The organism is Rhizobium beringeri (assembly GCF_004306515.1).
GTDB classification, from domain to species: domain Bacteria; phylum Pseudomonadota; class Alphaproteobacteria; order Rhizobiales; family Rhizobiaceae; genus Rhizobium; species Rhizobium beringeri.
The window spans coordinates 1,621,890-1,644,831 of record NZ_SILG01000001.1 but is presented as its reverse complement, the minus strand read 5'-3'; the positions used below and the strand labels follow the sequence as shown (position 1 = coordinate 1,644,831).

The window sequence follows — 22,942 nt, the reverse complement described above, 5'->3', positions numbered from 1 at the left end:
CGAAACTCTCTTCCGACTGGCAGATTACCGCGCCGGAGCCGCGTCGCAGACGCGCAGCTGGATGCGGCGCGCGCCCTGATAGTGGTCGGCACCGAGCGAACCGGCGACATGGAGGCTGGCGCCGCGTGAATTGATGAGAAGATTGCCGAGCGCGGTATCGGCGGCGCGGAAGGCGATGCCGTCGAGTCGCGATCCGTCCATGGCCTCCAGCGTCACCTTCACATGTTTCTCGCCGACCAGGCGGGCATCGCGCAGACGATGCGCCGGCACGGCGAAGAGCGGCTGGGCGTGGCCAGAGCCATAGGGGCCGGCGGCCTCCAGGCGGTCGATGAGTTCGAGGGTGGCACCGCTTGCACCGATCGCGCCGTCGATCTTCAGCGTCTCGTTGGCGACAAGGCTGGCCACGGTCTTTGTGGCCTTCTCCGTGAAGAAGGTCCGCAGCCTGCCGAGATTGGCGCGCTCGACCGTCAACCCCGCGGCCATGGCGTGGCCGCCGCCTTTGACGAGGATCCCCTCATCGACCGCAGCCCGGACCATCCTGCCCATATCGAAGCCGTTGATCGAGCGGCCCGAGCCGGTGCCGCGGCCGGAGGGATCGAAGGCGATCGCGAAGGCGGGCCGTTTGAACTTTTCCTTCAGCCGCGCCGCAATCAGCCCGACGATGCCGGGATGCCATTTCTCATGGGCGGTAACGATGACGGATGCGCCCTCGCCGTCGCCATATTCGGCGAGCGCCTCGGCTTCCGCCTCCTGCAGCATGATGGCCTCCATCGCCTGGCGTTCGCGGTTGAGCTCGTCGAGGCGCTGCGCGATCACCTCCGCCTCGCCGGCGTCGTCGAGCGTCAGCAGGCGGCTTCCGAGTGCTGCATCGCCGATCCGCCCGCCGGCATTGATGCGCGGACCGATCAGGAAGCCGAAATGATAGGGTGTCACCGGGCCTGCAAGCCCCGCCTTGCGGAAGAGTGCGGCAAGCCCGGCATTGCTCTGGTGCCGGGCAGCGACCAGGCCCTTCACCACATAGGCGCGGTTGAGGCCCTTCAGCGGCACGACATCGCAGACCGTTGCAAGTGCGACGATATCCAGCCATTGCAGCAAGTCGATCGCCAGGATGCGCTTGTTGCCGGCCGCACGCAGCAGCCTGAGCGTTGCGACCAGGACCATGAAGACAACGCCGGCCGCGCAGAGATGCCCCTGCCCCGAGAGATCGTCCTCACGGTTCGGGTTGACGAGGGCATGACAGGGCGGCAGTTCATGTGTCACCTGGTGGTGATCGATGACGACGACGTCGATATTGCGCACGGCAGCGGCGGCTAGCGCCTCGTGACTGGTGGAGCCGCAATCGACAGTGACGATCAGCTGGGCGCCATTGTCGATCAACTGATTGATCGCCGCCGGATTGGGGCCATAACCTTCGAAGACGCGATCGGGAATATAGATATTCGCCCTGACGCCGAAATGGCTGAGAAAACGGTACATCAGCGCCGAGGAGGCCGCGCCGTCGACATCGTAGTCGCCGAAGATCGCGACGCTCTCGCCGCGCTCGATGGCACTCACCAGGCGGATTGCGGCCTTTTCGCAATCGGTCAGCTTATGGGGATCGGGCATCAGGCTGCGGATCGTCGGATCGAGGAATTCGATCGCCTCGTCCACTGTCACGCCGCGCCCGGCGAGCACCCGGGCGATCAGATCCGGCAATCCATGGATCTGCGACATGGCCAGCGCGCGGTTCTGCCCTGCCTGGTCGAGCCGCGCCACCCAGCGATTGTCGAGCACTGATTTCTCCACACCGAGAAACGCGCGCTGTACCGGATCGACGAGATCTGCCATGCCACACTCCGCTGACTTCATCTGCTCTTTCTACAGGAGCAGCGGAGATAACATAGCGATGGATTTGCAGACACGGGTTTTTACCAAAACACCGCCCAGATGATCATGGCGATGCCGGCGAACTGCACCAGCAGGAACGAAAACAGCGTCAGCAGAATAGCCCAGTTGCGGCCTTCCGTGTTTTCCTCGTCATCAGCCTCATCAGAGACCTCTTGAGGAATTTCACGATAGGCCGGCTTGAGGATTTCCTCAAGCATATCAGGATGGTTCGGCGGCACGTCGCTCGGGTAGCCATACCCCTTCCCGGCGTGGCTGTCCTTACTCATGAAATTCTCCACCCAGACGACTCACCATCTTAGGTTTAGTTATATCAATATTTCGGTATCTGTTAATATAGGCTTCTGTAACGGAAGGTTGAACAAATAACAGAAAAACCGCCCTGCAGAGACAGGGCGGCTCAACGGTCCTCCGGGACGGGAAAAAAGCTCAGCCTTCCTCTTTCGGCCGTTCGATGCGAATGACCTGCGGCTCGCCGAAGAGATAACCTTCCGACTTGATCGAGGCGACCGCCCTGCGCACCGATTCTTCCGTCGTTGCGTGGGTGACGAGAATGATCGTCTGGTGGTGCGATGGCGCCAGGTGCTGTTTGGAGCGCTGGACGATCGATTCCAGCGAAATGTTGTTTTCCGCCATGCGGGTTGCGACACTGGCAAAGACACCGGTGCGGTCGAGCACGGTCAGGCGGATGAAATAGCCGCCCTCGTGGCTCTGCATCTGCGCCTTGCGGTAGGGTTCCAGCGTCGTTGCGGGATGGCCGAGCACCGGCACGCGCTGGGCACCCGGCTGGCTCTTGGCGATATCGGCGATATCGCCGAGCACGGACGAGGCCGTGGCATTGCCGCCGGCGCCGGGGCCGACCATCAGCAGTTCGCCGAGTACGTCGGATTCGATCGCCACCGCATTGGTGACGCCGTCGACCTGGGCGATGACCGAATCGACCGGCACCATGGTGGGATGGACGCGCTGCTCGATGCCGGTATCGGTGCGCTGGGCAACGCCTAAGAGTTTGATGCGATAACCGAGCTCGGCGGCAGCGTGGATATCCTCGATCGAGATATTGGTGATGCCTTCGAGATAGATGTCGTCGGCCGCGATCTGATTGCCGAAGGCGAGCGTCGTCAGGATGGAAAGCTTGTGGGCCGTGTCGTTGCCCTCGATATCGAAGGCCGGATCAGCCTCGGCATAACCCAGCCGCTGCGCTTCCTTGAGGCATTCGGCGAAGGAAAGCCCCTCCTTCTCCATCTTGGTCAGGATGTAATTGCAGGTGCCGTTCATGATGCCATAGATGCGCGACACGGAATTGCCCGTCAGCGATTCACGCAGCGCCTTGATGACCGGGATACCGCCAGCGACCGCCGCCTCGAAGTTCAGCAGCGACCCCTTCTCCTCGGCGATCGTCGCAAGCTCGACGCCGTGATAGGCAAGCAGCGCCTTGTTGGCTGTCACGACATGGAGACCACGCTGGAGTGCGGCGCGTACAGAGATGTTGGCAGCTCCTTCGGCGCCGCCCATCAGCTCGACGAAGACGTCGATATCGCCCTTTTCGGCAAGCTCTTCCGGCCGGTCGAACCAGGTGACGGTGGAAAGATCGATGCCGCGGTCCCTCGCCTTGTCACGCGCGGAAACCGCCGTGATGGTGATCGGACGTCCGCAGGTGACGGCAAGCTCGTTGCTCTTCTGCTGAATGATGCGGACAAGCGAGGCGCCAACGGTGCCCAAGCCCGCAATGCCGATTTTGAGGGCATCTGCCATGGATCGATCCTGAAATGTCTGTGTGGCGGCAGCCGCTTGACGCGGCTGCCCAACGGTTGGATTAGCGGTGTGCGTTCAGCGAGATGACGTTGTGCATTGTCTCGTCAGCCGTCGACATGAACTTCTTGATGTTGCGCGCAGCCTGGCGGATACGGTGTTCGTTCTCGACAAGTGCCAGACGGACGTAGTCGTCGCCCATCTCGCCGAATCCGATGCCCGGGGCAACGGCGACGTCGGCCTTCTCGACCAGCAGCTTGGAGAATTCCAGCGAACCGAGGTGACGGAACTTTTCCGGGATCTTCGCCCAGGCAAACATGGTGGCAGCCGGCGGCGGCACCTCGAACCCGGCCTTGCCGAAGCTTTCGACCATGACATCGCGACGGCGCTTATAGACGTTGCGGACTTCCGCAATGTCGGAGCCGTCGCCGTTCAGCGCGTGTGTCGCCGCCACCTGGATCGGCGTGAAGGCGCCGTAGTCGAGATAGGACTTGACGCGGGTGAGCGCGGCGATCAGCCGCTCGTTACCGACAGCAAAGCCCATTCGCCAGCCGGGCATGGAGAAGGTCTTCGACATCGAGGTGAACTCGACGGTCACGTCCATTGCGCCTGGCACTTCGAGAACCGACGGCGGCGGAGCGCCGTCGAAGTAGATCTCCGAATAGGCAAGGTCGGAAAGCACGATGATGTCATGCTTTTTCGCAAAGGCGATGACGTCCTTGTAGAAATCGAGCGTCGCGACAAAGGCCGTCGGGTTCGAGGGGTAGTTGAGGATCAGCGCTAAGGGCTTCGGAATCGAATGCCGGACCGCGCGTTCGAGCGGCTCGAAGAAGCTTGCATCCGGCTCCACCGACATGGAACGGATCACGCCGCCCGCCATCAGGAAGCCGAAGGCGTGGATCGGATAGGTGGGGTTCGGGCAGAGGATCACGTCGCCAGGCGCGGTGATTGCCTGCGCCATGTTGGCGAAGCCTTCCTTGGAGCCCAAGGTGGCGACCACCTGCGTATCCGGGTTGAGCTTGACGCCGAAACGGCGGGCGTAATAGGCGGCCTGGGCGCGGCGCAGGCCTGGAATGCCCTTGGAAGAGGAATAACGGTGCGTGCGCGGATCCTGCACGACTTCGCACAGCTTGTCGACGATCGACTGGGGAGTGGGAAGGTCGGGGTTTCCCATGCCGAGATCGATGATATCGGCGCCGCCCGCTCGCGCGCTTGCTTTCAAACGGTTGACCTGTTCGAAAACATAAGGCGGCAAACGCCGGACTTTGTGAAACTCTTCCATCTCATTCCCCATGGAAAGGCGGCATTTCGGGCCGCAATCGAAGTTCGTTCCGTCTCCCGGCGGCTGCGACACGAACTTCAGAATCGCAACGCCGTATTCATCAGACCCAAGCGACGCGGCAAATCTTTGACGGAAAGGCCGCGTAATGCGCTTTATCGGGAAAATTGTATCTTCCGATCCATCCGGAAGGCTTTGCGTCCAAATTGCCTGAAAGGCAAGGTCTATTTGGAGATTTCGGAGAGCGTATCAGTGCCGTGCTCGGCGGCGAGACGCCGCATTTCGGTGACCTTGGCCTGATATTCGGCTTCCGAGATTGTGCCGGCCTTGCGCCGAGCGGCAAGTGCCGTCAGCTGATGCTGCAGTTCGGCAGCCTGCTCGTCGCTCATCTGGACGTTGGCGGCCGTCAGCGGCGCGCCGAAATTCGGATAGCCGTCCGGCGACTTCGCAAGGCCGCCTTCGACCGCCTCGCCCTTGGTGGTCGGCATGACGACGGCGGTCGGCGCCGCTCGCTTGGCAGCGGCAGCGGCCTTTTGTTCCGCCGTCAGATTGCATCCGGCAAGGGCCATCGCCGCCGCGGCGCAGATCAGTGCGGTGCGGTTGAAGGTTGCGATGCGCCGAATGCCGTTCTTCGTCATGCCTCAAATCCAGTTTTGACTGCTTCGACTGTTAAATTTGTCGCAGCCACAAAGCAATAGCATGAGCCGATGCGGGTGGAACTTGTTTTCTCGTTCGATCACGATGTACAACGAACGGATAAAAAGAGTGGTGCTGCCGCCGGAGGAAATGGTGACCGACAGCAAGCAGGAGAATGGCGGCAAGGCCGGCTTCGACGCGACCGATCTCGATCCCTATCTGTTGAAGGATCCTGAGGCCATGGCGATGAATTTCGCCCGGGCGCTCGAAAATCTCGGACAAGCAGCGTCTGCCTGGCTTGCGCCGCGCGAACGCGGCGAGATCACCGAAAGCACCGTCGATCCGATGACCGACATGGTCAAGACGCTTTCCAAGGTCACCGAATACTGGATTTCCGATCCGCGCCGCACCTTCGAGGCACAGACGCAGCTGATGTCCTCGTTCTTCGGCATCTGGATGCGCTCGATGCAGCGAATGCAGGGCGATCCCACGCCTCCCGAGCCGGACACCCGCAAGGACAAGCGCTTCTCGGACGAGGACTGGCAAAAGAATCCGTTCTTCGATTTTCTCCGCCAGGTCTATTTCGTCACGGCCGACTGGGTGGAAAAGATGGTGTCGGAGACCGATGGCCTCGACGAGCACACCAAGCACAAGGCCGGCTTCTACGTGAAGCAGATCACGGCAGCGCTTTCGCCGACCAATTTCATCGCCACCAATCCGCAGCTCTACCGCGAGACGATCGCGACCAGCGGCGCCAATCTGGTGCGTGGGATGAAGATGCTCGCCGAGGATATCGCTGCCGGACATGGCGACCTTCGTCTTCGTCAGACCGACATGACGAAATTCGCCGTCGGCCGCGACATGGCGCTGACACCAGGCAAGGTAATCGCCCAGAACGACATCTGCCAGATCATCCAGTATGAGGCTTCGACCGAAACCGTGCTGAAGCGGCCGCTGCTGATCTGCCCGCCCTGGATCAACAAGTTCTATATTCTCGACCTCAACCCGCAAAAATCCTTCATCAAATGGTGCGTCGACCAGGGTCAGACGGTCTTCGTCATTTCCTGGGTCAACCCGGATGCGCGCCACGCCGAGAAGGACTGGACGGCCTATGCCCGCGAGGGCATCGATTTCGCGCTTGATACAATCGAGAAGGCGACCGGCGAGAAGGACGTCAACGCCGTCGGCTACTGCGTCGGCGGCACGTTGCTGGCCGCGACACTGGCGCTGCATGCCAAGGAGAAGAACAAGCGCATCAAGACCGCGACACTCTTCACCACCCAGGTCGATTTCACCCATGCCGGCGACCTCAAGGTCTTTGTCGACGAGGAGCAGCTTGAATCGCTCGAAGAGCATATGCAGGCGGCCGGCTATCTCGACGGCACGAAGATGTCGATGGCCTTCAACATGCTGCGCGCCTCGGAACTGATCTGGCCTTATTTCGTCAACAACTACCTCAAGGGCCAGGATCCCCTGCCCTTCGACCTCTTGTTCTGGAACGCCGATTCGACCCGCATGGCGGCGGCAAACCATGCCTTCTATCTGCGCAATTGCTATCTCAACAATGCGCTGACGCAGAACGAGATGATCCTCGATGGCAAGCCCGTGTCGCTGAAGGACGTGAAGATCCCGATCTATAATCTCGCCACCCGCGAGGATCACATCGCACCTGCCAAGTCCGTCTTCCTCGGCAGCCGGTTCTTCGGCGGCAAGGTGGAATTCGTCGTGACCGGCTCGGGACATATAGCCGGCGTCGTCAACCCGCCCGACAGGAAGAAGTATCAATTCTGGACGGGCGGCCCCGCCAAGGGCGACTACGAGACCTGGCTCGACCAGGCGACGGAGACTCCGGGATCATGGTGGCCGCATTGGCAGACCTGGATCGAGACGCATGACGGCAGACGCGTGCCCGCCCGCAAACCCGGCGGCGATGCGTTGAACGCGATCGAGGAAGCGCCGGGAAGTTATGTGATGGAGCGCGCCTGAGAAGCCCAACGCATCTCTTTTTGAGACGTCGTGAGAAACTGCAACGCCGCGTAAACAAATTAGAAACCATAATTCGTCATCCTTGCGAGACAGTCGGACGTCGTGGGTGGTCTAAATTCGGCCCATTTGCGCCTGTACCGGCCCCGGCGAAGTTAAGTCAGTCAGTGCCGCCGGCCTGCGTAGCGAGTTTGAAAGACGAGTGTAGTATGGCGTGTGCGGTCGGGACGTTCGATGACGTCACCCTTCTTGGCGGATCTGCTTTCCGTTGGCGCAGATCTCGCGGTTTCCTTTACGGTGTTGTCGGCGCCGGATTTCTGACCTCCACATGGCTGATCGCGACCTTCGCGACGATGCACTCGATAGCCACTCCCTATTCTCCGTCCGATCGCCTGGCACAGGTCGGCACTGCGCCGAAGGTGGCTCCGTCACCGCGCCATGAGCGGCTGATCCATGTCGGCAAGGCCGACCGGCTGGCCGCCTTCGATGCGAAGCCGAGGGTACCGCTGACGGCGAGCCTCATTCAATCCCATGCCGAAAAGACCGCCGCCGCTTCAACGGCGCTCGCGGTTCTCGCCAAAAACAATCGGCTCGCCATGGCTGCAGAGCAGCCGGTGGTGGCCGCGATTTCCGACAGCGTCAAATTCCGCAAGGACGATGTGATCGCGCCGCCGCCGGTCGAGCTCGCCTCGGCAGAGACGGAAGAAGACGACGGCAACCGGATCATCGTTCCCTCGAAGGAGGCCGTCGCCGCAGCCGAACTCCCGGCTCTGCTTGCGCTTGCCGATGCTGGATCCGGGCAAATCGCGCCGGCTCCGGTTGAGCCGACCACACCTCCTGTCAAAACGGCCTCCATTCCTGCATCGGAACCTGCACCGGTGGTCGTTGCTGCCGCCGACGACGCGCCACCCTTCGATCTCGTGCTGGCGCCGGATGAAGGTTCGGTGCCGTTGCCGATGGCACGTCCTGATGGCCTCGTCGGCAAACCGGCGCCGGCCGCCAAGGGTACGCAGCGCGCTGGCGAGCCTGCTCTTGCCTATGCCCAGCCGAACTCGCCGATCGAGGATGACGAGGACGACGCAGTACCGCGCTACGACAAGCCGGTCTTCTCGCCGAAGCTGCGCGCAGGCGTGGCGATCTACGACATCGAAAACAGCACCGTCTATCTGCCGAACGGCGAGCGGCTCGAGGCCCATTCCGGGCTCGGCAAGATGCGTGACAACCCGCGTTTCGTTAACAAGAAGATGCGCGGACCGACGCCGCCGCACACCTATGTCCTCACCATGCGCGAGAGCCTTTTCCATGGCGTCGAGGCGCTGCGGCTGACGCCGGTCGAGGGTTCGGACGCCATCTATGATCGTGTCGGCCTGCTGGCTCACACCTACATGCTCGGCAAGAACGGCGATTCCAACGGCTGTGTCTCCTTCAAGGACTACCGCCGTTTCCTCGCCGCCTACAAGCGTGGCGACATCAAGCAGCTCGTGGTGGTTCCCCGGCTGAACGACAAACCGTCTTCGACCTTTGCTTCGCTGTTTTCGCGACGCAGCTGAGGATTGAAGAGCGCACTGCCGCTTGCCCGGCCGCGGACGTTACTTCAACCAGGCTGCGATTCGCTCCACCGCCTCGGCGATCTCCGCTTGCGAGCCTGCATAGGACAGACGCAGCGTTCGATTTCCCTCCAGCGGATCGAAATCCAGACCGGGCGTTGCGGCGACGTCGATTTCCGCGAGCATGCGTCTGGCAAAGCCCATGCTGTCATTGGTGAAGCGGGTGACGTCGAGATAGGCGTAGAACGCACCGTCCATCGGCGACGCGATCGAAAACCCGATCTGCGGCAGTCGCCGCATCAGCAAGTCGCGGTTGTTGGCATAGCTCGCCTTATAACGATCGAGCTCGGCGCCAGCGCCAAGAGCGGCCGTGGCGGCGATCTGGGAGAGCTCGGGCGGGGAGATGTAGAGGCTCTGCGCCACCCGCTCGATCGGCCGCACCAGGCGTTCCGGCAGCACCATCCAGCCGATTCGCCAACCGGTCATGCAATAATATTTGGAGAAGGAGTTGATGACGATCGCCTCGTCGGTCAGTTCCAGCGCGCTCGTCTCCTCGCCGGCGAAGGTCAGCCCGTGGTAGATTTCATCGGAGATGAAGGCGATGGAATGGGCCGCACAGTAATCCGAAAGCGCCTTCAGCCCATCGCGGCCGGTCACCGTGCCGGTCGGGTTGGCGGGGCTTGCGAGCAGCACGCCTTTCAGCGTCATGCCGCTTTCCTTCTGCGCCGCTTCGAGGCTTTGCGGCGTCAGGGTGAAGTGGGTCTCAGCCGTTACGGGCACTTCGAGGACCTTCAGACCCAGCGCGCCAAGGATATTGCGATAGGCGGGATAACCGGGTCTTGCGATCGCCACCGCATCGCCGGCATCGAAGAGCGACAGGAAGGAGAGATTGAAGCCCGCCGAGGAACCGGTGGTGATGGCGATACGCGTGGGATCGATCTCCAAGCCGTGGCGATCCTTGTAGTGCCAGGCGAGCGCCGATTTCAGCCGCGCCGTTCCAAGCGCATCGGTATAACCGATCCGGCCTTCGGTAAGGGCTGTGCGCGCCGCTTCGAGTGCTGCTTGAGGTGCCGGATGCGAGGGCTGACCGACCGCCATCGAGATCACGGGATGGCCGGCGGCACGCCGCTTCGTCGCCTCCGCCAAGACGTCCATGGCATGAAAAGGCTCGACTTCGCTGCGTTTCGATATGGAAAACAAGATCGTTTCTCGCTCAGCTTCTTCAATGGCGGCCCGACAATTGCCGCATTAATCGGCTCATCACAATCCCGCGAGGGCCGCGCGGGGATGAAAAATTCCTGTTTGAGCAGAACCGAACGCACCGTACCTTGACGCGACGCATTCAAGTCCATTAACCCGGCGACGGCCTTCTCGACGAAGAGACGACCATACCGCCGATGACGAGGATATCATGGCATTCTTCCCGAAGACCTTCACCGCACTGGCGCTTGCCGCATCGATCGCCCTTCCGCTTCCGGCGGCAGCGCTCGACGACCAGCAGAAGAAGGAGTTCGGCGAATTCATCAAGCAATACCTGATCGAGAATCCCGAGATCATGCTGGAAGTCCAGGATGCGCTGCAGAAGAAGCAGGAAGCCCAGCGCCTGGTGAAGGCCAATATGGCGATCGAAGAGAACACCACCGACATCTTCGATTCGAAGAACGACGTCACGCTCGGCAATCCCAAGGGTGATGTCACTGTCGTCGAATTCTTCGATTATAATTGCAGCTACTGCCGTCATGCGCTTCCCGACATGCAGGCTATGCTGAAGAAGGACAAGAACGTCCGTTTCGTCCTCAAGGAATTCCCGATCCTCGGGCCGGATTCGGTCGCCGCCCACAAGGTGGCCGACGCCTTCCGCAAGCTGGCACCGGAGAAATATGCCGATTTCCACGTCGCCCTTCTCGGCACCGAAGGCCGTGCCTCAGACGAAACAGCGATCGCGGTCGCCGCTTCGCTCGGCGTCAAGGAGGACAAGATCCGCGCCGAGATGGCAAAGAGCCCGAATGACGGAATCGTCCAGGCGACCTACCAGCTCGCCTCCACTCTCGGCATCAGCGGCACGCCGTCCTATGTGATCGGCAACGAATTGGTACCGGGCGCCGTCGGGCTCGACGATCTCGAAGCCAAGGTCAAGAACATGCGCAGCTGCGGCAAGACCGCCTGCTGAGCAAATCAAAGCGCGTCGCAATCTTTCAGTTTGCGCTCCTCGCGCTTTGGATATTTATGTTTGCGCATGTCATTGTCGCAAAACCGTTGCACACTTTTGCGCGACATGCTTGAGCTCCCGGCAGCCCATCAAATCGCCAAAATCGAAGTGTTTCAACCATGTGGACAAATGTGGCACGATTGCCGCTGGCTAATCCGTAAGGGCTTTCATTCAGCCTTCGCGGAGTCTATAGGTTGCCGTCGTACATTTTACGGAACATTCGATGACGCAAACGATTTTTGTCCTGAACGGGCCCAACCTGAACATGCTGGGTAAACGAGAGCCCGGCATTTATGGCGGCAAGACGCTCAAGGACATCGAGGCAGATTGCAAGGCCGCAGGCCGCGAACTCGGCCTCGATATCGACTTCCGCCAGAGTAACCACGAAGGCACGCTCGTCGACTGGTTCCATGAGGCGGACGAAAAGGCCGTGGGCGTTGCCATCAATGCAGGCGCCTATACGCATACATCGGTCGCGCTGCACGATGCGATCCGCGCTATTTCCATTCCCGTCGTCGAGCTCCACATATCCAACGTGCATGCACGGGAAGAATTCCGCCACAAGTCGATGATCGCGCCGGCATGCAAAGGCGTGATCTGTGGCTTCGGGCCTCACAGCTACATCCTGGCGCTCCACGCGCTGAAGAACATCACGGCATAAGAAGAAGACAGGGCAACACCATGGCTGAAAAGAAATCGGGTATCGACCAGGCACTGATCCGCGATCTCGCCAATATTCTCAACGAAACGGATCTGACGGAGATCGAGGTCGAGCAGGATGACCTGCGCATCCGCGTTTCGCGCGCCGGCACGCCGCAATATGTCCAGGCGCCGATCGCAGCACCTGGTTATGCCGCGCCTGCAGCCGCCGCTGCGGCAGCCGCTGCCGCCCCGGCCGCAGCTCCCGGCCGCAACCCGGCCAATGTGGTCAATGCACCGATGGTGGGCACCGTCTATATGGCGCCGGCTCCGGGCGCGCGTCCGTTCATCGAAGTCGGCGCAACCGTAAAGGAAGGCCAGACGCTGATCATCATCGAGGCGATGAAGACGATGAACCAGATCCCTTCGCCGAAATCAGGCAAGATAACCGAGATCCTCGTCGATGACGGACATCCCGTCGAATACGGCCAAGCCCTCGTCGTCATCGAATAGGCCCATGCCCATGATTTCGAAAATCCTCATCGCCAATCGCGGGGAAATCGCCCTTCGCGTGCTCCGGGCCTGCAAGGAGCTCGGCATCGCCTGCGTCGCGGTTCATTCCACCGCCGACGCCGATGCCATGCATGTGCGCCTTGCCGACGAGAGTGTCTGCATCGGCCCGCCCTCCTCGCGTGAGAGCTATCTCAACATCCACCAGATCGTCGCCGCCTGCGAGATCACCGGCGCTGACGCCGTGCATCCGGGCTACGGCTTTCTGTCGGAGAATGCCAAGTTCGCCGATATCCTCGAAGCCCACGGCATCACCTTTATCGGACCGACGGCGGACCATATCCGCATCATGGGCGATAAGATCACCGCGAAGACGACGGCACTGGAACTTGGCATTCCCGTCGTTCCAGGCTCGGACGGCGAAGTGAAGACCGAAGAGGATGCGCTGAAGACAGCCGCCGAAATCGGCTATCCCGTGCTGATCAAGGCAACGGCCGGCGGCGGCGGACGCGGCATGAAAGTCGCCAAGAGCGAGGCCGACGTGATCGAGGCCTGGTCGACGGCGCGCACGGAAGCGGCAGCCGCCTTCGGCAACGATGCCGTCTATATGGAAAAATATCTCGGCAAACCGCGCCACATCGAAATCCAGGTGTTTGGCGATGGCGAAGGAAATGCCATCCATCTCGGCGAGCGCGACTGCTCGCTGCAGCGCCGCCATCAGAAGGTCTGGGAAGAGGCGAATTCGCCGGCGCTCAACGTCGAGCAGCGCATGAAGATCGGCCAGATCTGCGCCGACGCCATGAAGAAGCTGAAATATCGCGGTGCCGGCACGATCGAATTCCTCTATGAGAACGGCGAGTTCTATTTCATCGAAATGAACACCCGCCTGCAGGTGGAGCATCCGATAACGGAAGCGATCACCGGCATCGACCTGGTGCATGAGCAGATCCGCGTCGCTTCCGGCGGTGGTCTCTCGGTGACGCAGGACGAAGTGCATTTTTCCGGTCACGCCATCGAGTGCCGCATCAATGCCGAGCACCCGCGCACCTTCGTGCCTTCGCCCGGCACCATTACGCATTTCCACGCGCCGGGCGGCCTTGGCGTGCGCATCGATTCCGGTGCCTATCAGGGCTACAAGATCCCCCCTTATTACGACAGCCTCATCGGCAAGCTGATCGTGCATGGCCGTACCCGCGTCGAATGCATGATGCGCCTGCGCCGGGCGCTCGACGAATTTGTCGTCGACGGCATCAATACGACGCTGCCGTTGTTCCAGGATCTCGTCTCCAACCAGGATATCGCCAACGGCGACTACGACATCCACTGGCTGGAACACTACCTCGCCAACACACCGGCGGCATAGGACGGGAATGGCATCGCGCAGGAAGTCACCAGGCATCACCCCTGAAATTCTCCTGCGCGCCTATTCCATCGGCCTCTTCCCGATGGCCGAATCCGCCGACGACCCGGAGATCTTCTGGGTCGAGCCGGAACTGCGCGGCGTGCTGCCGCTCGACCATTTCCATGTGTCGAAGAGCCTTGCCAAGACGGTGCGCAAGAAATCCTTCGAGATCCGTTTCGATCACGCGTTCGATCAGGTCATCGCGGCCTGTGCGGAGGAAACATCCGGGCGCCCAAGCACCTGGATCAACAGGACGATCAGATCACTTTATTCGACGCTCTTCGACATGGGCCATGCCCATACGGTCGAAGCCTGGGAGGGCGATGAGCTGGTCGGCGGCCTCTACGGCGTCTCGCTCGGCTCGGCCTTCTTCGGCGAAAGCATGTTTTCGCGCCGGACGGATGCCTCGAAGATCTGCCTCGTCCATCTCGTCGACCGGCTGCGGGAAAGGGGCTTCACCCTGCTCGACACCCAGTTCACCACCGAGCACCTGAAGACGTTCGGGGCGATCGATGTTCCGAAGGCCGACTATGCCGAGATGCTTTCTGCAGCGATGGAGTCGCCGCACCTTAAGTTTTAATCGCGATCAATTCGTCCATGCGTTGATTTATCAGCCGATTTGGCTAGGTTTGCAAAATGCAACGGGGGATAGAATTTTGAAACGATATTTTGCAGCCGCGATCCTTTTGACCTTGTTTGCCGGTCAAGCCGGCGCACGCCCATATCAGGACATGTTCCCGAACAGGACCGATTTTTCCGACGCGGAAAAGCCGTTGCTGGAGAAGCTTGATTTCCAGCAGGGCGTGATCAAGCTGCCTGAAGCCAAGGCAACGCTGAACGTGCCCGCCGACTTCTACTATCTCAGCCCTGCCGACACGAAGAGGGTGCTCGTCGACATCTGGGGAAATCCTCCGGCGGCGGCGGAGGGAACGATGGGGATGATCTTCCCGGCGAAATACGCACCGACCGATGTCGAGGCCTGGGGCTCAATCGTGGAATACAGCGCCGACGGCTACGTCTCGGATGTCGACGCCGCCACGACGAATTACGACGAATTGCTGCAAAACATCAAAGATTCCATCAGAGAAAACAACGTCGAACGCGAAAAGCAGGGTTTTCAGAAGATCACGCTTGTCGGCTGGGCTTCCACGCCGCACTACGACACATCGGCGCATGCCATGCATTGGGCGCGTGATCTGGTGTTCGGCGATGACACGCAGGCACAGCACACGCTGAACTATTCCGTGCGCGTGCTCGGCCGCCAGGGTGTATTCCAATTCGACTTCGTCGCCGGCCTCGCTCAGTTGAAGGAGATCGAGGACGTCATTCCGTCCGTCACCAAGCTCGTGCAGTTCGACAAGGGAATGGCCTATACCGACTACGTCGAAGGTGACAAGATCGCGGCCTATGGGATGGCGGGAATGATTGCTGCGGGCGCGGGCGCCAAGATTGCCGCCAAGGTGGGATTGCTGGCACTCGCCCTCGCCTTCTTCAAAAAGGCCGGCGTCCTCGTCTTCATCGTGTTCGCGGGTGCGCTTCGCTTTGCCAAGGGCCTTTTCAGCAGGAACAAGACACCCACCGCATAGGCTCACCCAGGCTACTGCGTAATTCAACGTGTTACAGCGCCGCGCGTCTGAAAAGACCTGCGGCACTGTAAGGCGTGATGAGAGGTGTTAGCGGGCTGTCGCCTTGGTACCGTCAGGAGCCGGGACGTCCGAGGTCGTCTTGCAGTCTTTCAGCCAGACGTCGTAGATCGGGTGCTCGACGGCATTGAGGCCGGGGCTGGCGGCAAACATCCAGCCGGTGAAGATGCGGCGGATCTTGCGGTCGAGGGTGATCTCGTCGACCTCGACGAAACCGTCGATCTTCTGCGCTTCCGACTGATCGCGCGAATAACAGGCCTTCGGTGTCACCTGCAGCGCGCCGAACTGTACCGTCTCATTGACATAAACGTCGAACGTCGTGATGCGGCCGGTGATCTTGTCGAGACCGGAGAAGACGGCAACCGGATTTTCGATGCGTGCGGCATTTGCCGCAACTGGCGGAAGCAGGGCCGAGAGCGCCAGCAGCGATCCGGCGGCACGCAGGACCTTGTTCCGCGTGAAGAGCGTCATGTGTACCCGTCTCCAGACATTTTCAGTTCACGGCCGCGGTCAAGCGCGGCCAACCTGCGGGTAAAGGTCAATTGTGGCCAAAAGCCGGGTCTTGGGATCGCCCGGTCGGGCCGTCTCAGTTGCCCGGCGTCCAGGCGTCATAATCGCCGGTGACGCGCGGACGTTCGCCCGGAACGGCGATGGAGCCCGGCGGACGATAGGCCTGCGGCGAACCGGTGTGGTTGGGACGGTGTGCCTTCTGCCATTCCTTGGCGACGTAGGTTTCTTTGGACGGGGGAACATCGGTGCGATGATGCATCCAGCCATGCCAGCCCGGAGGAATGGCGGAGGCTTCGGCATAACCCTTGTAGATCACCCAGCGCTTCGGCAGACCATAGGAAGACATGCCGCCTTCGTAGTAGACATTGCCGAATTCATCCTCGCCGACGCGCTTGCCAAAACGCCAGGTCGCAAAACGCGTGCCCATCGTCTGACCGTTCCACCAGGTAAAGGTCTGAACCAGAAGATTCCACATGTCTTTTCCTTGTGCCCGCCAGATGCGAGCCAAACCAGAATTCGTTTCCTCGCTTATGCCGTCGTCAAGCCGAATTGTCCAGCGATTCCACGACAGCCACGGGTCATTTCAAAGCCATCTTGAAGCCCAGATGCGAGGGCTTGAAGCCCAGCCTTTCATAGAAACGATGGGCATCCCTACGCACCGCATTCGAGGTCAACGCTACCCGCCTGATACCGCGGCCTTTTGCCTCGGCTATGGCGAACTCGATCATCGCGGCACCGATCCCCTGCCCGCGCATATCGGCACGCGTCTGCACCGCCTCGATGATCATCGCCGAGGAGCCACGGCCAGTGAGCGAGGTCGTCACCATCGTCTGGAACGTGCCGACGACCTCGCCGCCGCGCTCTGCAACGTAAAGCGTCTGGTCGGACGAAGCCTCGATGACGGCGAAGGCCCTGAGATAATCCGGGAAGGCTTCAGCTTCCGTGGTATCGCCATGACCGCCAAGCGCATCGGCGGCAAACATTGCCACAAGCGCCGGCAGATCTTCCCTGCTTGCCTGGCGAACGACAATGTTGGGCAACTCGACCACCACGGCTTCAATGCCCTTCGAGCGGCTTTTCAAAGATCAGCGCCGGAATGCCGGATTGCCCGGCTCCGCTATTCTCGTTGCGGCCGATCTCGGTGAAGCCGTGCGTGAGATAGAAGGCGATCGCCGCCGCATTCTGCGGCTCGACTTCGAGACGCATGATCTCCGCATCCGGGAAGCAGGTTTCGAGCTCGGCGAAGATATCGCGGCCGATGCCCTGGCGCTGCAGCGCCGGCCTGACGTAGAGGAGATGCAGCATGACCGTCTTCGTCAGTGCCTGCGACATTGCCGCATAACCCATGCCGCCGATATTGCGGCCGTCGTCGGCAACGAGGAATTCGGCATCCTTTCGCATCAGCCGCGCCTTCAGCGCCGCCGGCGAAAAGAGATGGATGATCAGATCATCGACCTTGGTTGCGCCATGCAGGCCGTCATAGGTGGCGTGAAAGCTCTCCGCCAGCAGGGCGCGCACCTTCTCCAGGTCGCGCTCACCGGCGGTGCGGACGAAATACACCGCTTATTCCTCGATGCCGAGCTTCGCCTTGACGAGGGCCTGGACAGCCTGCGGATTGGCCTTGCCGCCGGTCGCTTTCATCACCTGGCCGACGAACCATGCTGCCATGGTCGGCTTCGCCTTGACCTTTTCGACCTGATCGGGATTGGCGGCGATGATCTCGTCTACGGCCTTTTCGATCGCGCCGGTATCCGTCACCTGCTTCATGCCGCGCGCCTCGACGATCTCGGCGGGATCGCCGCCCTCGGTGAGCACGATCTCGAAGAGATCCTTGGCGATCTTGCCGGATATGGTTCCCGCCTTGATGAGATCGATGATGGCGCCGAGCCGGGCCGGCGAAACCGGCGTCTGCTCGATGTCCTTGCCGGTGCGGTTCAGGGCGCCGAGCAGATCGTTGATCACCCAGTTGGCGGCCATCTTGCCGTCACGGCCTTCGGCGACTGCTTCGTAATAGTCGGCGATCGCCTTTTCGGAAACGAGCACCGAGGCGTCGTAGATCGACAGGCCGAGCTCACGCACGAAGCGCTCCTTCTTGTCGTCGGGCAGTTCCGGCAGATCGGCTTCGAGCGCCTTGACGAAGGCATCGTCGAATTCGAGCGGCAGCAGATCCGGATCGGGGAAATAACGATAGTCGTGCGCATCCTCCTTGGAGCGCATCGAGCGCGTCTCGCCCTTGTTCGGGTCGAAGAGGCGGGTCTCCTGATCGATCTTGCCGCCTTCCTCCAGAATGCCGATCTGGCGGCGAGCTTCATATTCGATCGCCTGGCCGATGAAGCGGATGGAGTTAACGTTCTTGATCTCGCAACGCGTGCCGAAACCCTCGCCCGGACGGCGGACCGAGACGTTGACGTCGGCGCGCATCGAACCTTCGTCCATGTTGCCGTCGCAGGTGCCGAGATAGCGCACGATCGAGCGCAGCTTGGTCATGTAGGCCTTGGCCTCGTCGGACGAGCGCATGTCAGGCTTGGAGACGATCTCCATCAGTGCGACGCCGGAACGGTTGAGATCGACATAAGACATGGTGGCGTGCTGGTCGTGCATCGACTTGCCGGCATCCTGCTCCAGATGCAGGCGCTCGATGCCGATCTCGATGTCTTCGAACTGGCCCTGGCGATCGGGCCCGAGTGAAATGACGATCTTGCCCTCGCCGACGATCGGATCCTTGAACTGCGAGATCTGATAGCCCTGCGGCAAGTCGGGATAGAAATAGTTCTTGCGATCAAAGAGCGAGCGCTTGTTGATCTGGGCTTTCAGGCCGAGGCCGGTGCGAACAGCCTGCTTGACGCATTCCTCGTTGATGACGGGCAGCATGCCGGGCATGGCGGCGTCGACCATCGAGACGTTCGAATTCTGCGGCTTGCCGAATTCCGTCGAAGCGCCGGAGAAGAGCTTCGAATTGGACAGCACCTGGGCATGGACTTCCATGCCGACGATGACTTCCCAGTCGCCGGTAGCGCCGGGGATGAAGCGTTTCGGATCAGGCGTGCGGACGTCGACAAGGGTCATCTGATGCTCTTTGCAGGCTGTTCTTTTCCATTGGTGAGGTAAAGGAAATGGCGTGCCGGTGCAAGGCTTTCGCCGTGGTCCGCATCGCCGTTTTGCCGTTCGTTAACGCAGCCACGGTAGGGTTTCCCGATGACGACGATCGATATTATCAAATCGGCCTTGTTGTTTCTGGCGCTGAACCTCTTGGTGTTCTCGATCTATTTCATGGACAAGCAGGCGGCGCGCCACGGCAGGTGGCGCATCAGCGAGCGCACGCTTCTCATCCTTGCGCTGATCGGCGGCAGCCTTGGCGCGCTGGCTGCACAGCAGTTGCTGCGGCACAAGACGAGAAAGGAGCCGTTCCGGTCAATCCTGGCGGCGATCCTCATCCTGCACGGCGCACTGATTGCTGTGATGGCCTTCCTGCCGCAATGGAGCCCTCTCCTTCTTTAGGATTTTTGAAGCATCAGAATTCCAGCCCATACGCACCTTGGCTATCCGAAACGAGCTGTTTCGTCAGTCCAACGGAGGGCACGTCACGGTCGAGCTTCGGATTGTAGGCAACCGAGAGCCAATGAATGCTGTAGCCGTGCTTCTGGAAGAAGCCGATCGCCTCGCTATTGCCGGAATGGGTCTGCATCGCCGCCTTCTCGAGGCCCTGATCGGCGATCTCCTTTTCGACACGGACGAGAAGGGCCGAACCGAGGCCCTGGCGGGTGAAGGCGGGATCGATCCAGAAATCCGAGATGGTTTCGTCCAATCCTTCGCGCGCCGCCCAGCCTGCGACCTGGCCGTTCTGTTCGACGACGGTGATGGTCAACCAGTCGTTTTCCACGAAGTTCCGAAAGGCGTTGCGCGCTGCATCGATCATCGCGTCCGATTCGCCGATCGACGCCATCGCATTTTGCCAGGCCCTCAGCCCGATCTCGCTCAACAGCTCCGCTTCACCGTCGCGGGCATTGCGAATGTGGATCAACGACACCTCCGCGTTACCCCTCAACTAGACCATTGAGTCGCGGAATTTACCAGTACCTCCAAAGGGATGATCGACCAAAAGTAAGGTTTTCGACGGGTTTTGACCTGAGACCACGCTCTTGACCGAATTTTCCGGGCTGAATAATAAACCCTATCGAGGTGTTTTATGTTGAGCCTGCCTGAGACCCGGTAAAGGCCCTGCCCGCAAGTTCGCTTGCGCGCATGGGCCCGAAAAAACGAAGCCCTGACGTTCGAATGAGCGCCAGATCGTTTTTGTGCGCCCTGCCGGGCGCGACACCGGATCTCAACACATGGACATTTCTCGCACGGAGCAGCGCATCCTGCATCTCATGGCCCAGGGCGGCCGCATTGAAATTACCCGCGACGACGACAGGAAGATCGAGGCGGTCAGTTGTTTCACCCGCGACGGCTGGCTCTATCCCGGCGTCGACCTCGATCTCTTTCGCAGGCTGAAGCGGCTAAGGGCAATCAAGTCGTCAGGCGGCCAGCCCTACCGGATCACCGAAAGAGGGCTGAGGCTGGTCAGGTCGCAGCTGAACAACAGGTAATAGTGGCACTCCTGACCGCGTCTCGAACGGGCGCGGTCAGGGGTATCGCCTCAAGCCTTTGCGGAGAGTTCCGTCCGCATCGCCGACCACTCGTCGGCCATCGTGCCCGTGCCGCGCGTCCTGCCGGCGCGGCGATACCAGTAATCGGCATTCCAGTCATCGCCCTCGATGCGATGGCAAAGGGCGTGCCCCCAGTCGAACGGCTGTTCGCCTTCGTGGTGTTGGCAGATGTCGTGGACCGATTGCCAATCCGCGCCCATGGTGAAACCGCCGGCAGCAAGACGATCAATTGCCTCGATCAATCGCACAAGATCACTGTTCGCCATAAGACCTCCTTGCTGGTTCCCGCTATCGGTCAACCAACCGCTTCTCCAGATGGACCTTTTCAAGTTCCACGCCCATGCTCTCGGAAAATTCGCGGCCGCGCCAAACAATGGTGAAGCCGCAGCGTTCGTAGAGCCGGATCGCGCCCTCATTCCCGGCATGCGTGTCGAGCCTGGCAATCGCCAACCCCTCTGAGGCCATCACCTCACACAAATGAAGCAGGAGAGCCCGGCCGACGCCCTTACCCTGATGATCGGGATGCACCCAGAGGTCGGACATATAGTTCGGTTGGTTTTCACGCGCGCCCCAGCCGACGATCGTCTCGCCCCGTTCGGCAACGAAGATCTCACCTTTCGTTTCCTCAGGAAAGATGGCGAACTCGTGCCGCACCCTGGCGATCACATCGGGATCGAGATAGCTGTCCCCGAAGGCATCGCTTGCGGCCCATGCGGCAAAGCCGAGGGCGCCGACCACCTCGTGGTCGGCAGCCGCTATCTTTCGGATCGTTAGGTCCGTTACCACCACTTGGCCGGCGTAAACCGGCCGGCCGCCTGCTCGATGACATGAGCGGTCTTGAAGAGGGTTTCTTCATCGAAGGGCTTGCCGATCAACTGCAGGCCGAGCGGCAGGCCCTTGTGATCGAGGCCGGCGGGCACGGCGATGCCGGGCAGGCCCGCCATGTTGACCGTCACCGTGAAGATGTCGTTCAGATACATCTTCACCGGATCGGCGGCGAGATTCTCATCGGCAACGCCGAAGGCCGACGACGGCGTTGCCGGCGTCAGGATGGCGTCGACGCCGGCGTCGAAGGCGAGTTCGAAATCACGCTTGATCAGCGTGCGGACCTTCTGGGCGCGGATGTAATAGGCGTCGTAATAACCGGCCGACAGCACATAGGTGCCGATCATGATGCGGCGCTTGACTTCCTTGCCGAAGCCCGCGGCCCGCGTCTTCTCATACATGTCGACGATATCCTTGCCGTCGACACGCAGGCCGTAGCGCACGCCGTCGTAGCGCGCGAGGTTCGAAGATGCCTCGGCCGGAGCGACGATGTAATAGGCCGGAAGGGCGTATTTGGTGTGCGGCAGCGAGATGTCGACGATTTCGGCACCGGCATCCTTCAGCCAGGCAATGCCCTGGCGCCAGAGGGTTTCGATCTCGTCGGGCATGCCGTCGACACGGTATTCGTTCGGGATGCCGATCTTCATGCCCCTCAGCGACTGGCCGAGGACTGCCTCATAATCCGGCACCGGCAGATCCACCGATGTCGTGTCCTTCGCGTCGACGCTTGCCATCGACTTCAAAAGGATCGCGGCATCGCGCACGTCGCGCGCGATCGGGCCTGCCTGATCAAGCGAGGAGGCGAAGGCAACGGTGCCCCAGCGCGAGCAGCGGCCATAGGTCGGCTTGATGCCGACGGTGCCGGTGAAGGCGGCCGGCTGGCGGATCGAGCCGCCGGTATCGGTCGCGGTTGCGCCGGCGCAAAGATGCGCGGCGACGGCTGAAGCCGAACCGCCGGAGGAGCCGCCGGGCACGAGCTGCTGGTTGGAGCCTGCGGCACGCCAGGGATTGATCACCGCGCCGTAATGCGAAGTCTCGTTGGAGGAGCCCATGGCGAACTCATCCATGTTCAGCTTGCCGAGCATAACGGCGCCGTCATCCCAGAGGTTCTGCGTCACGGTCGATTCATAACGCGGCTCGAAACCATCGAGAATGTGGCTGCAGGCCTGGGTGTGAACGCCGACGGTGGCAAAGAGATCCTTGATGCCGAGCGGAATGCCTTCGAGGTCGCCCGCCTTGCCGGCGGCGATGCGCTCGTCGGAGTTCTTCGCCATGACGCGGGCGAGATCCGGCGTGACCTTTATATAGGCGTTCAGCCGGCCATTGGCCGCATCGATCGCCGAGATATAGGCTTCGGTCAGCTCGATCGCGGTGATTTCCTTGGCGCGCAGCTTCTGGCGGGCTTCGGCAATGGTCAGGCTGGTGAGTTCGCTCATTGTGTTTTCGCTTCAGATCTGGAAATGGCAACAGGGTC

At 61.0% G+C, this 22,942-nt stretch carries 25 protein-coding genes; 10 read left to right on the top strand and 15 right to left on the bottom strand.

Going from position 1 to position 22,942, the window contains the following annotated elements; all coding sequences use genetic code 11:
• Nucleotides 1-24: 24 nt before the first annotated feature.
• The 5 genes from recJ to ELH03_RS08395 form a co-directional block, all read right to left on the bottom strand.
• Entirely contained in the window at nucleotides 25-1,827 is a 1,803-nt protein-coding gene (gene recJ, locus ELH03_RS08415) for a single-stranded-DNA-specific exonuclease RecJ (protein ID WP_128405288.1), read from the bottom strand.
• Nucleotides 1,828-1,907: 80 nt separating this feature from the next.
• On the bottom strand, nucleotides 1,908-2,153 hold the full coding sequence (locus ELH03_RS08410) for a hypothetical protein (protein ID WP_128405287.1): 246 nt from the start codon (nucleotides 2,151-2,153) through the stop codon (nucleotides 1,908-1,910).
• A gap of 160 nt (nucleotides 2,154-2,313) precedes the next feature.
• Nucleotides 2,314-3,639: a homoserine dehydrogenase gene (locus ELH03_RS08405; RefSeq protein ID WP_128405286.1), complete on the bottom strand. Its 1,326-nt coding sequence runs from the start codon at nucleotides 3,637-3,639 to the stop codon at nucleotides 2,314-2,316.
• 61 nt (nucleotides 3,640-3,700) lie between these two features.
• A complete protein-coding gene (locus ELH03_RS08400) occupies nucleotides 3,701-4,918 on the bottom strand; it encodes an LL-diaminopimelate aminotransferase (protein WP_024320683.1) in 1,218 nt (405 codons plus the stop codon).
• 221 nt (nucleotides 4,919-5,139) lie between these two features.
• Nucleotides 5,140-5,553: a hypothetical protein gene (locus tag ELH03_RS08395; RefSeq protein WP_128405285.1), complete on the bottom strand. Its 414-nt coding sequence runs from the start codon at nucleotides 5,551-5,553 to the stop codon at nucleotides 5,140-5,142.
• A gap of 148 nt (nucleotides 5,554-5,701) precedes the next feature.
• On the opposite strand from ELH03_RS08395, the gene ELH03_RS08390 reads away from it, so the two are divergent.
• Together ELH03_RS08390 and ELH03_RS08385 are read left to right on the top strand one after the other, a co-directional pair.
• Nucleotides 5,702-7,537 carry a PHA/PHB synthase family protein gene (locus tag ELH03_RS08390; RefSeq protein ID WP_222313395.1) on the top strand — a complete coding sequence of 612 codons (1,836 nt, stop codon included), beginning with the start codon at nucleotides 5,702-5,704 and terminating at the stop codon, nucleotides 7,535-7,537.
• A 206-nt stretch (nucleotides 7,538-7,743) separates the two neighbouring features.
• Nucleotides 7,744-9,084, top strand: a complete 1,341-nt coding sequence (locus ELH03_RS08385; RefSeq protein ID WP_130766224.1) for a tlde1 domain-containing protein — start codon at nucleotides 7,744-7,746, stop codon at nucleotides 9,082-9,084.
• Nucleotides 9,085-9,123: 39 nt separating this feature from the next.
• Here the strand turns inward: ELH03_RS08385 and ELH03_RS08380 are convergent, their stop codons facing one another.
• Nucleotides 9,124-10,281: a pyridoxal phosphate-dependent aminotransferase gene (locus ELH03_RS08380; RefSeq protein WP_130766223.1), complete on the bottom strand. Its 1,158-nt coding sequence runs from the start codon at nucleotides 10,279-10,281 to the stop codon at nucleotides 9,124-9,126.
• A gap of 211 nt (nucleotides 10,282-10,492) precedes the next feature.
• Here ELH03_RS08380 and ELH03_RS08375 point away from each other — a divergent pair, with 211 nt between their 5' ends.
• The 6 genes from ELH03_RS08375 (at nucleotide 10,493) to ELH03_RS08350 (ending at nucleotide 15,427) form a co-directional block, all read left to right on the top strand.
• Nucleotides 10,493-11,251 carry a DsbA family protein gene (locus tag ELH03_RS08375; RefSeq protein ID WP_027684879.1) on the top strand — a complete coding sequence of 253 codons (759 nt, stop codon included), beginning with the start codon at nucleotides 10,493-10,495 and terminating at the stop codon, nucleotides 11,249-11,251.
• A gap of 262 nt (nucleotides 11,252-11,513) precedes the next feature.
• The gene (aroQ, locus tag ELH03_RS08370) at nucleotides 11,514-11,951 is read left to right on the top strand and encodes a type II 3-dehydroquinate dehydratase (RefSeq protein WP_011651695.1); all 438 of its coding nucleotides are present in this window, start codon (nucleotides 11,514-11,516) and stop codon (nucleotides 11,949-11,951) included.
• Nucleotides 11,952-11,971: 20 nt separating this feature from the next.
• The gene (gene accB / locus ELH03_RS08365) at nucleotides 11,972-12,442 is read left to right on the top strand and encodes an acetyl-CoA carboxylase biotin carboxyl carrier protein (protein ID WP_128410448.1); all 471 of its coding nucleotides are present in this window, start codon (nucleotides 11,972-11,974) and stop codon (nucleotides 12,440-12,442) included.
• Between the two features lie 4 nt (nucleotides 12,443-12,446).
• On the top strand, nucleotides 12,447-13,802 hold the full coding sequence (accC, locus tag ELH03_RS08360; RefSeq protein WP_197727731.1) for an acetyl-CoA carboxylase biotin carboxylase subunit: 1,356 nt from the start codon (nucleotides 12,447-12,449) through the stop codon (nucleotides 13,800-13,802).
• Nucleotides 13,803-13,809: 7 nt separating this feature from the next.
• Nucleotides 13,810-14,421, top strand: coding sequence for a leucyl/phenylalanyl-tRNA--protein transferase (aat, locus tag ELH03_RS08355; RefSeq protein WP_130766222.1), 612 nt, complete (start codon nucleotides 13,810-13,812; stop codon nucleotides 14,419-14,421).
• Nucleotides 14,422-14,497: 76 nt separating this feature from the next.
• A complete protein-coding gene (locus tag ELH03_RS08350; RefSeq protein ID WP_105005847.1) occupies nucleotides 14,498-15,427 on the top strand; it encodes a DUF2167 domain-containing protein in 930 nt (309 codons plus the stop codon).
• Nucleotides 15,428-15,514: 87 nt separating this feature from the next.
• On the opposite strand, the gene ELH03_RS08345 is transcribed toward ELH03_RS08350, so the two are convergent.
• From ELH03_RS08345 to gatB, 5 genes are all read right to left on the bottom strand, one after another.
• On the bottom strand, nucleotides 15,515-15,955 hold the full coding sequence (locus ELH03_RS08345; RefSeq protein WP_027684885.1) for a DUF2155 domain-containing protein: 441 nt from the start codon (nucleotides 15,953-15,955) through the stop codon (nucleotides 15,515-15,517).
• A gap of 115 nt (nucleotides 15,956-16,070) precedes the next feature.
• Nucleotides 16,071-16,469 carry an NADH:ubiquinone oxidoreductase subunit NDUFA12 gene (locus tag ELH03_RS08340; RefSeq protein ID WP_033182512.1) on the bottom strand — a complete coding sequence of 133 codons (399 nt, stop codon included), beginning with the start codon at nucleotides 16,467-16,469 and terminating at the stop codon, nucleotides 16,071-16,073.
• A gap of 103 nt (nucleotides 16,470-16,572) precedes the next feature.
• Complete coding sequence (locus tag ELH03_RS08335; protein ID WP_128410336.1) at nucleotides 16,573-17,046, bottom strand: GNAT family N-acetyltransferase; 474 nt, start codon at nucleotides 17,044-17,046, stop codon at nucleotides 16,573-16,575.
• Nucleotides 17,047-17,050: 4 nt separating this feature from the next.
• A complete protein-coding gene (locus tag ELH03_RS08330; protein ID WP_128404795.1) occupies nucleotides 17,051-17,554 on the bottom strand; it encodes a GNAT family N-acetyltransferase in 504 nt (167 codons plus the stop codon).
• A 3-nt stretch (nucleotides 17,555-17,557) separates the two neighbouring features.
• A complete protein-coding gene (gatB, locus tag ELH03_RS08325; protein WP_128410302.1) occupies nucleotides 17,558-19,060 on the bottom strand; it encodes an Asp-tRNA(Asn)/Glu-tRNA(Gln) amidotransferase subunit GatB in 1,503 nt (500 codons plus the stop codon).
• A 129-nt stretch (nucleotides 19,061-19,189) separates the two neighbouring features.
• On the opposite strand from gatB, the gene ELH03_RS08320 reads away from it, so the two are divergent.
• Complete coding sequence (locus tag ELH03_RS08320) at nucleotides 19,190-19,492, top strand: DUF1294 domain-containing protein (RefSeq protein ID WP_128404793.1); 303 nt, start codon at nucleotides 19,190-19,192, stop codon at nucleotides 19,490-19,492.
• Nucleotides 19,493-19,505: 13 nt separating this feature from the next.
• On the opposite strand, the gene ELH03_RS08315 is transcribed toward ELH03_RS08320, so the two are convergent.
• Nucleotides 19,506-20,015: a GNAT family N-acetyltransferase gene (locus ELH03_RS08315; protein WP_128404792.1), complete on the bottom strand. Its 510-nt coding sequence runs from the start codon at nucleotides 20,013-20,015 to the stop codon at nucleotides 19,506-19,508.
• Nucleotides 20,016-20,325: 310 nt separating this feature from the next.
• Here ELH03_RS08315 and ELH03_RS08310 point away from each other — a divergent pair, with 310 nt between their 5' ends.
• Nucleotides 20,326-20,583: a YjhX family toxin gene (locus tag ELH03_RS08310; RefSeq protein ID WP_011651684.1), complete on the top strand. Its 258-nt coding sequence runs from the start codon at nucleotides 20,326-20,328 to the stop codon at nucleotides 20,581-20,583.
• Nucleotides 20,584-20,633: 50 nt separating this feature from the next.
• On the opposite strand, the gene ELH03_RS08305 is transcribed toward ELH03_RS08310, so the two are convergent.
• Genes ELH03_RS08305 through gatA form a run of 3 tightly spaced genes read right to left on the bottom strand, consistent with a single transcriptional unit; the run spans nucleotide 20,634 to nucleotide 22,904 of the window.
• Nucleotides 20,634-20,909, bottom strand: a complete 276-nt coding sequence (locus ELH03_RS08305; RefSeq protein ID WP_128404791.1) for a hypothetical protein — start codon at nucleotides 20,907-20,909, stop codon at nucleotides 20,634-20,636.
• 22 nt (nucleotides 20,910-20,931) lie between these two features.
• Nucleotides 20,932-21,432 carry a GNAT family N-acetyltransferase gene (locus ELH03_RS08300; RefSeq protein WP_130766221.1) on the bottom strand — a complete coding sequence of 167 codons (501 nt, stop codon included), beginning with the start codon at nucleotides 21,430-21,432 and terminating at the stop codon, nucleotides 20,932-20,934.
• The gene (gatA, locus tag ELH03_RS08295) at nucleotides 21,423-22,904 is read right to left on the bottom strand and encodes an Asp-tRNA(Asn)/Glu-tRNA(Gln) amidotransferase subunit GatA (RefSeq protein ID WP_128404789.1); all 1,482 of its coding nucleotides are present in this window, start codon (nucleotides 22,902-22,904) and stop codon (nucleotides 21,423-21,425) included. Before gatA ends, ELH03_RS08300 begins: the two co-directional genes overlap by 10 nt.
• Nucleotides 22,905-22,942: the final 38 nt, after the last annotated feature.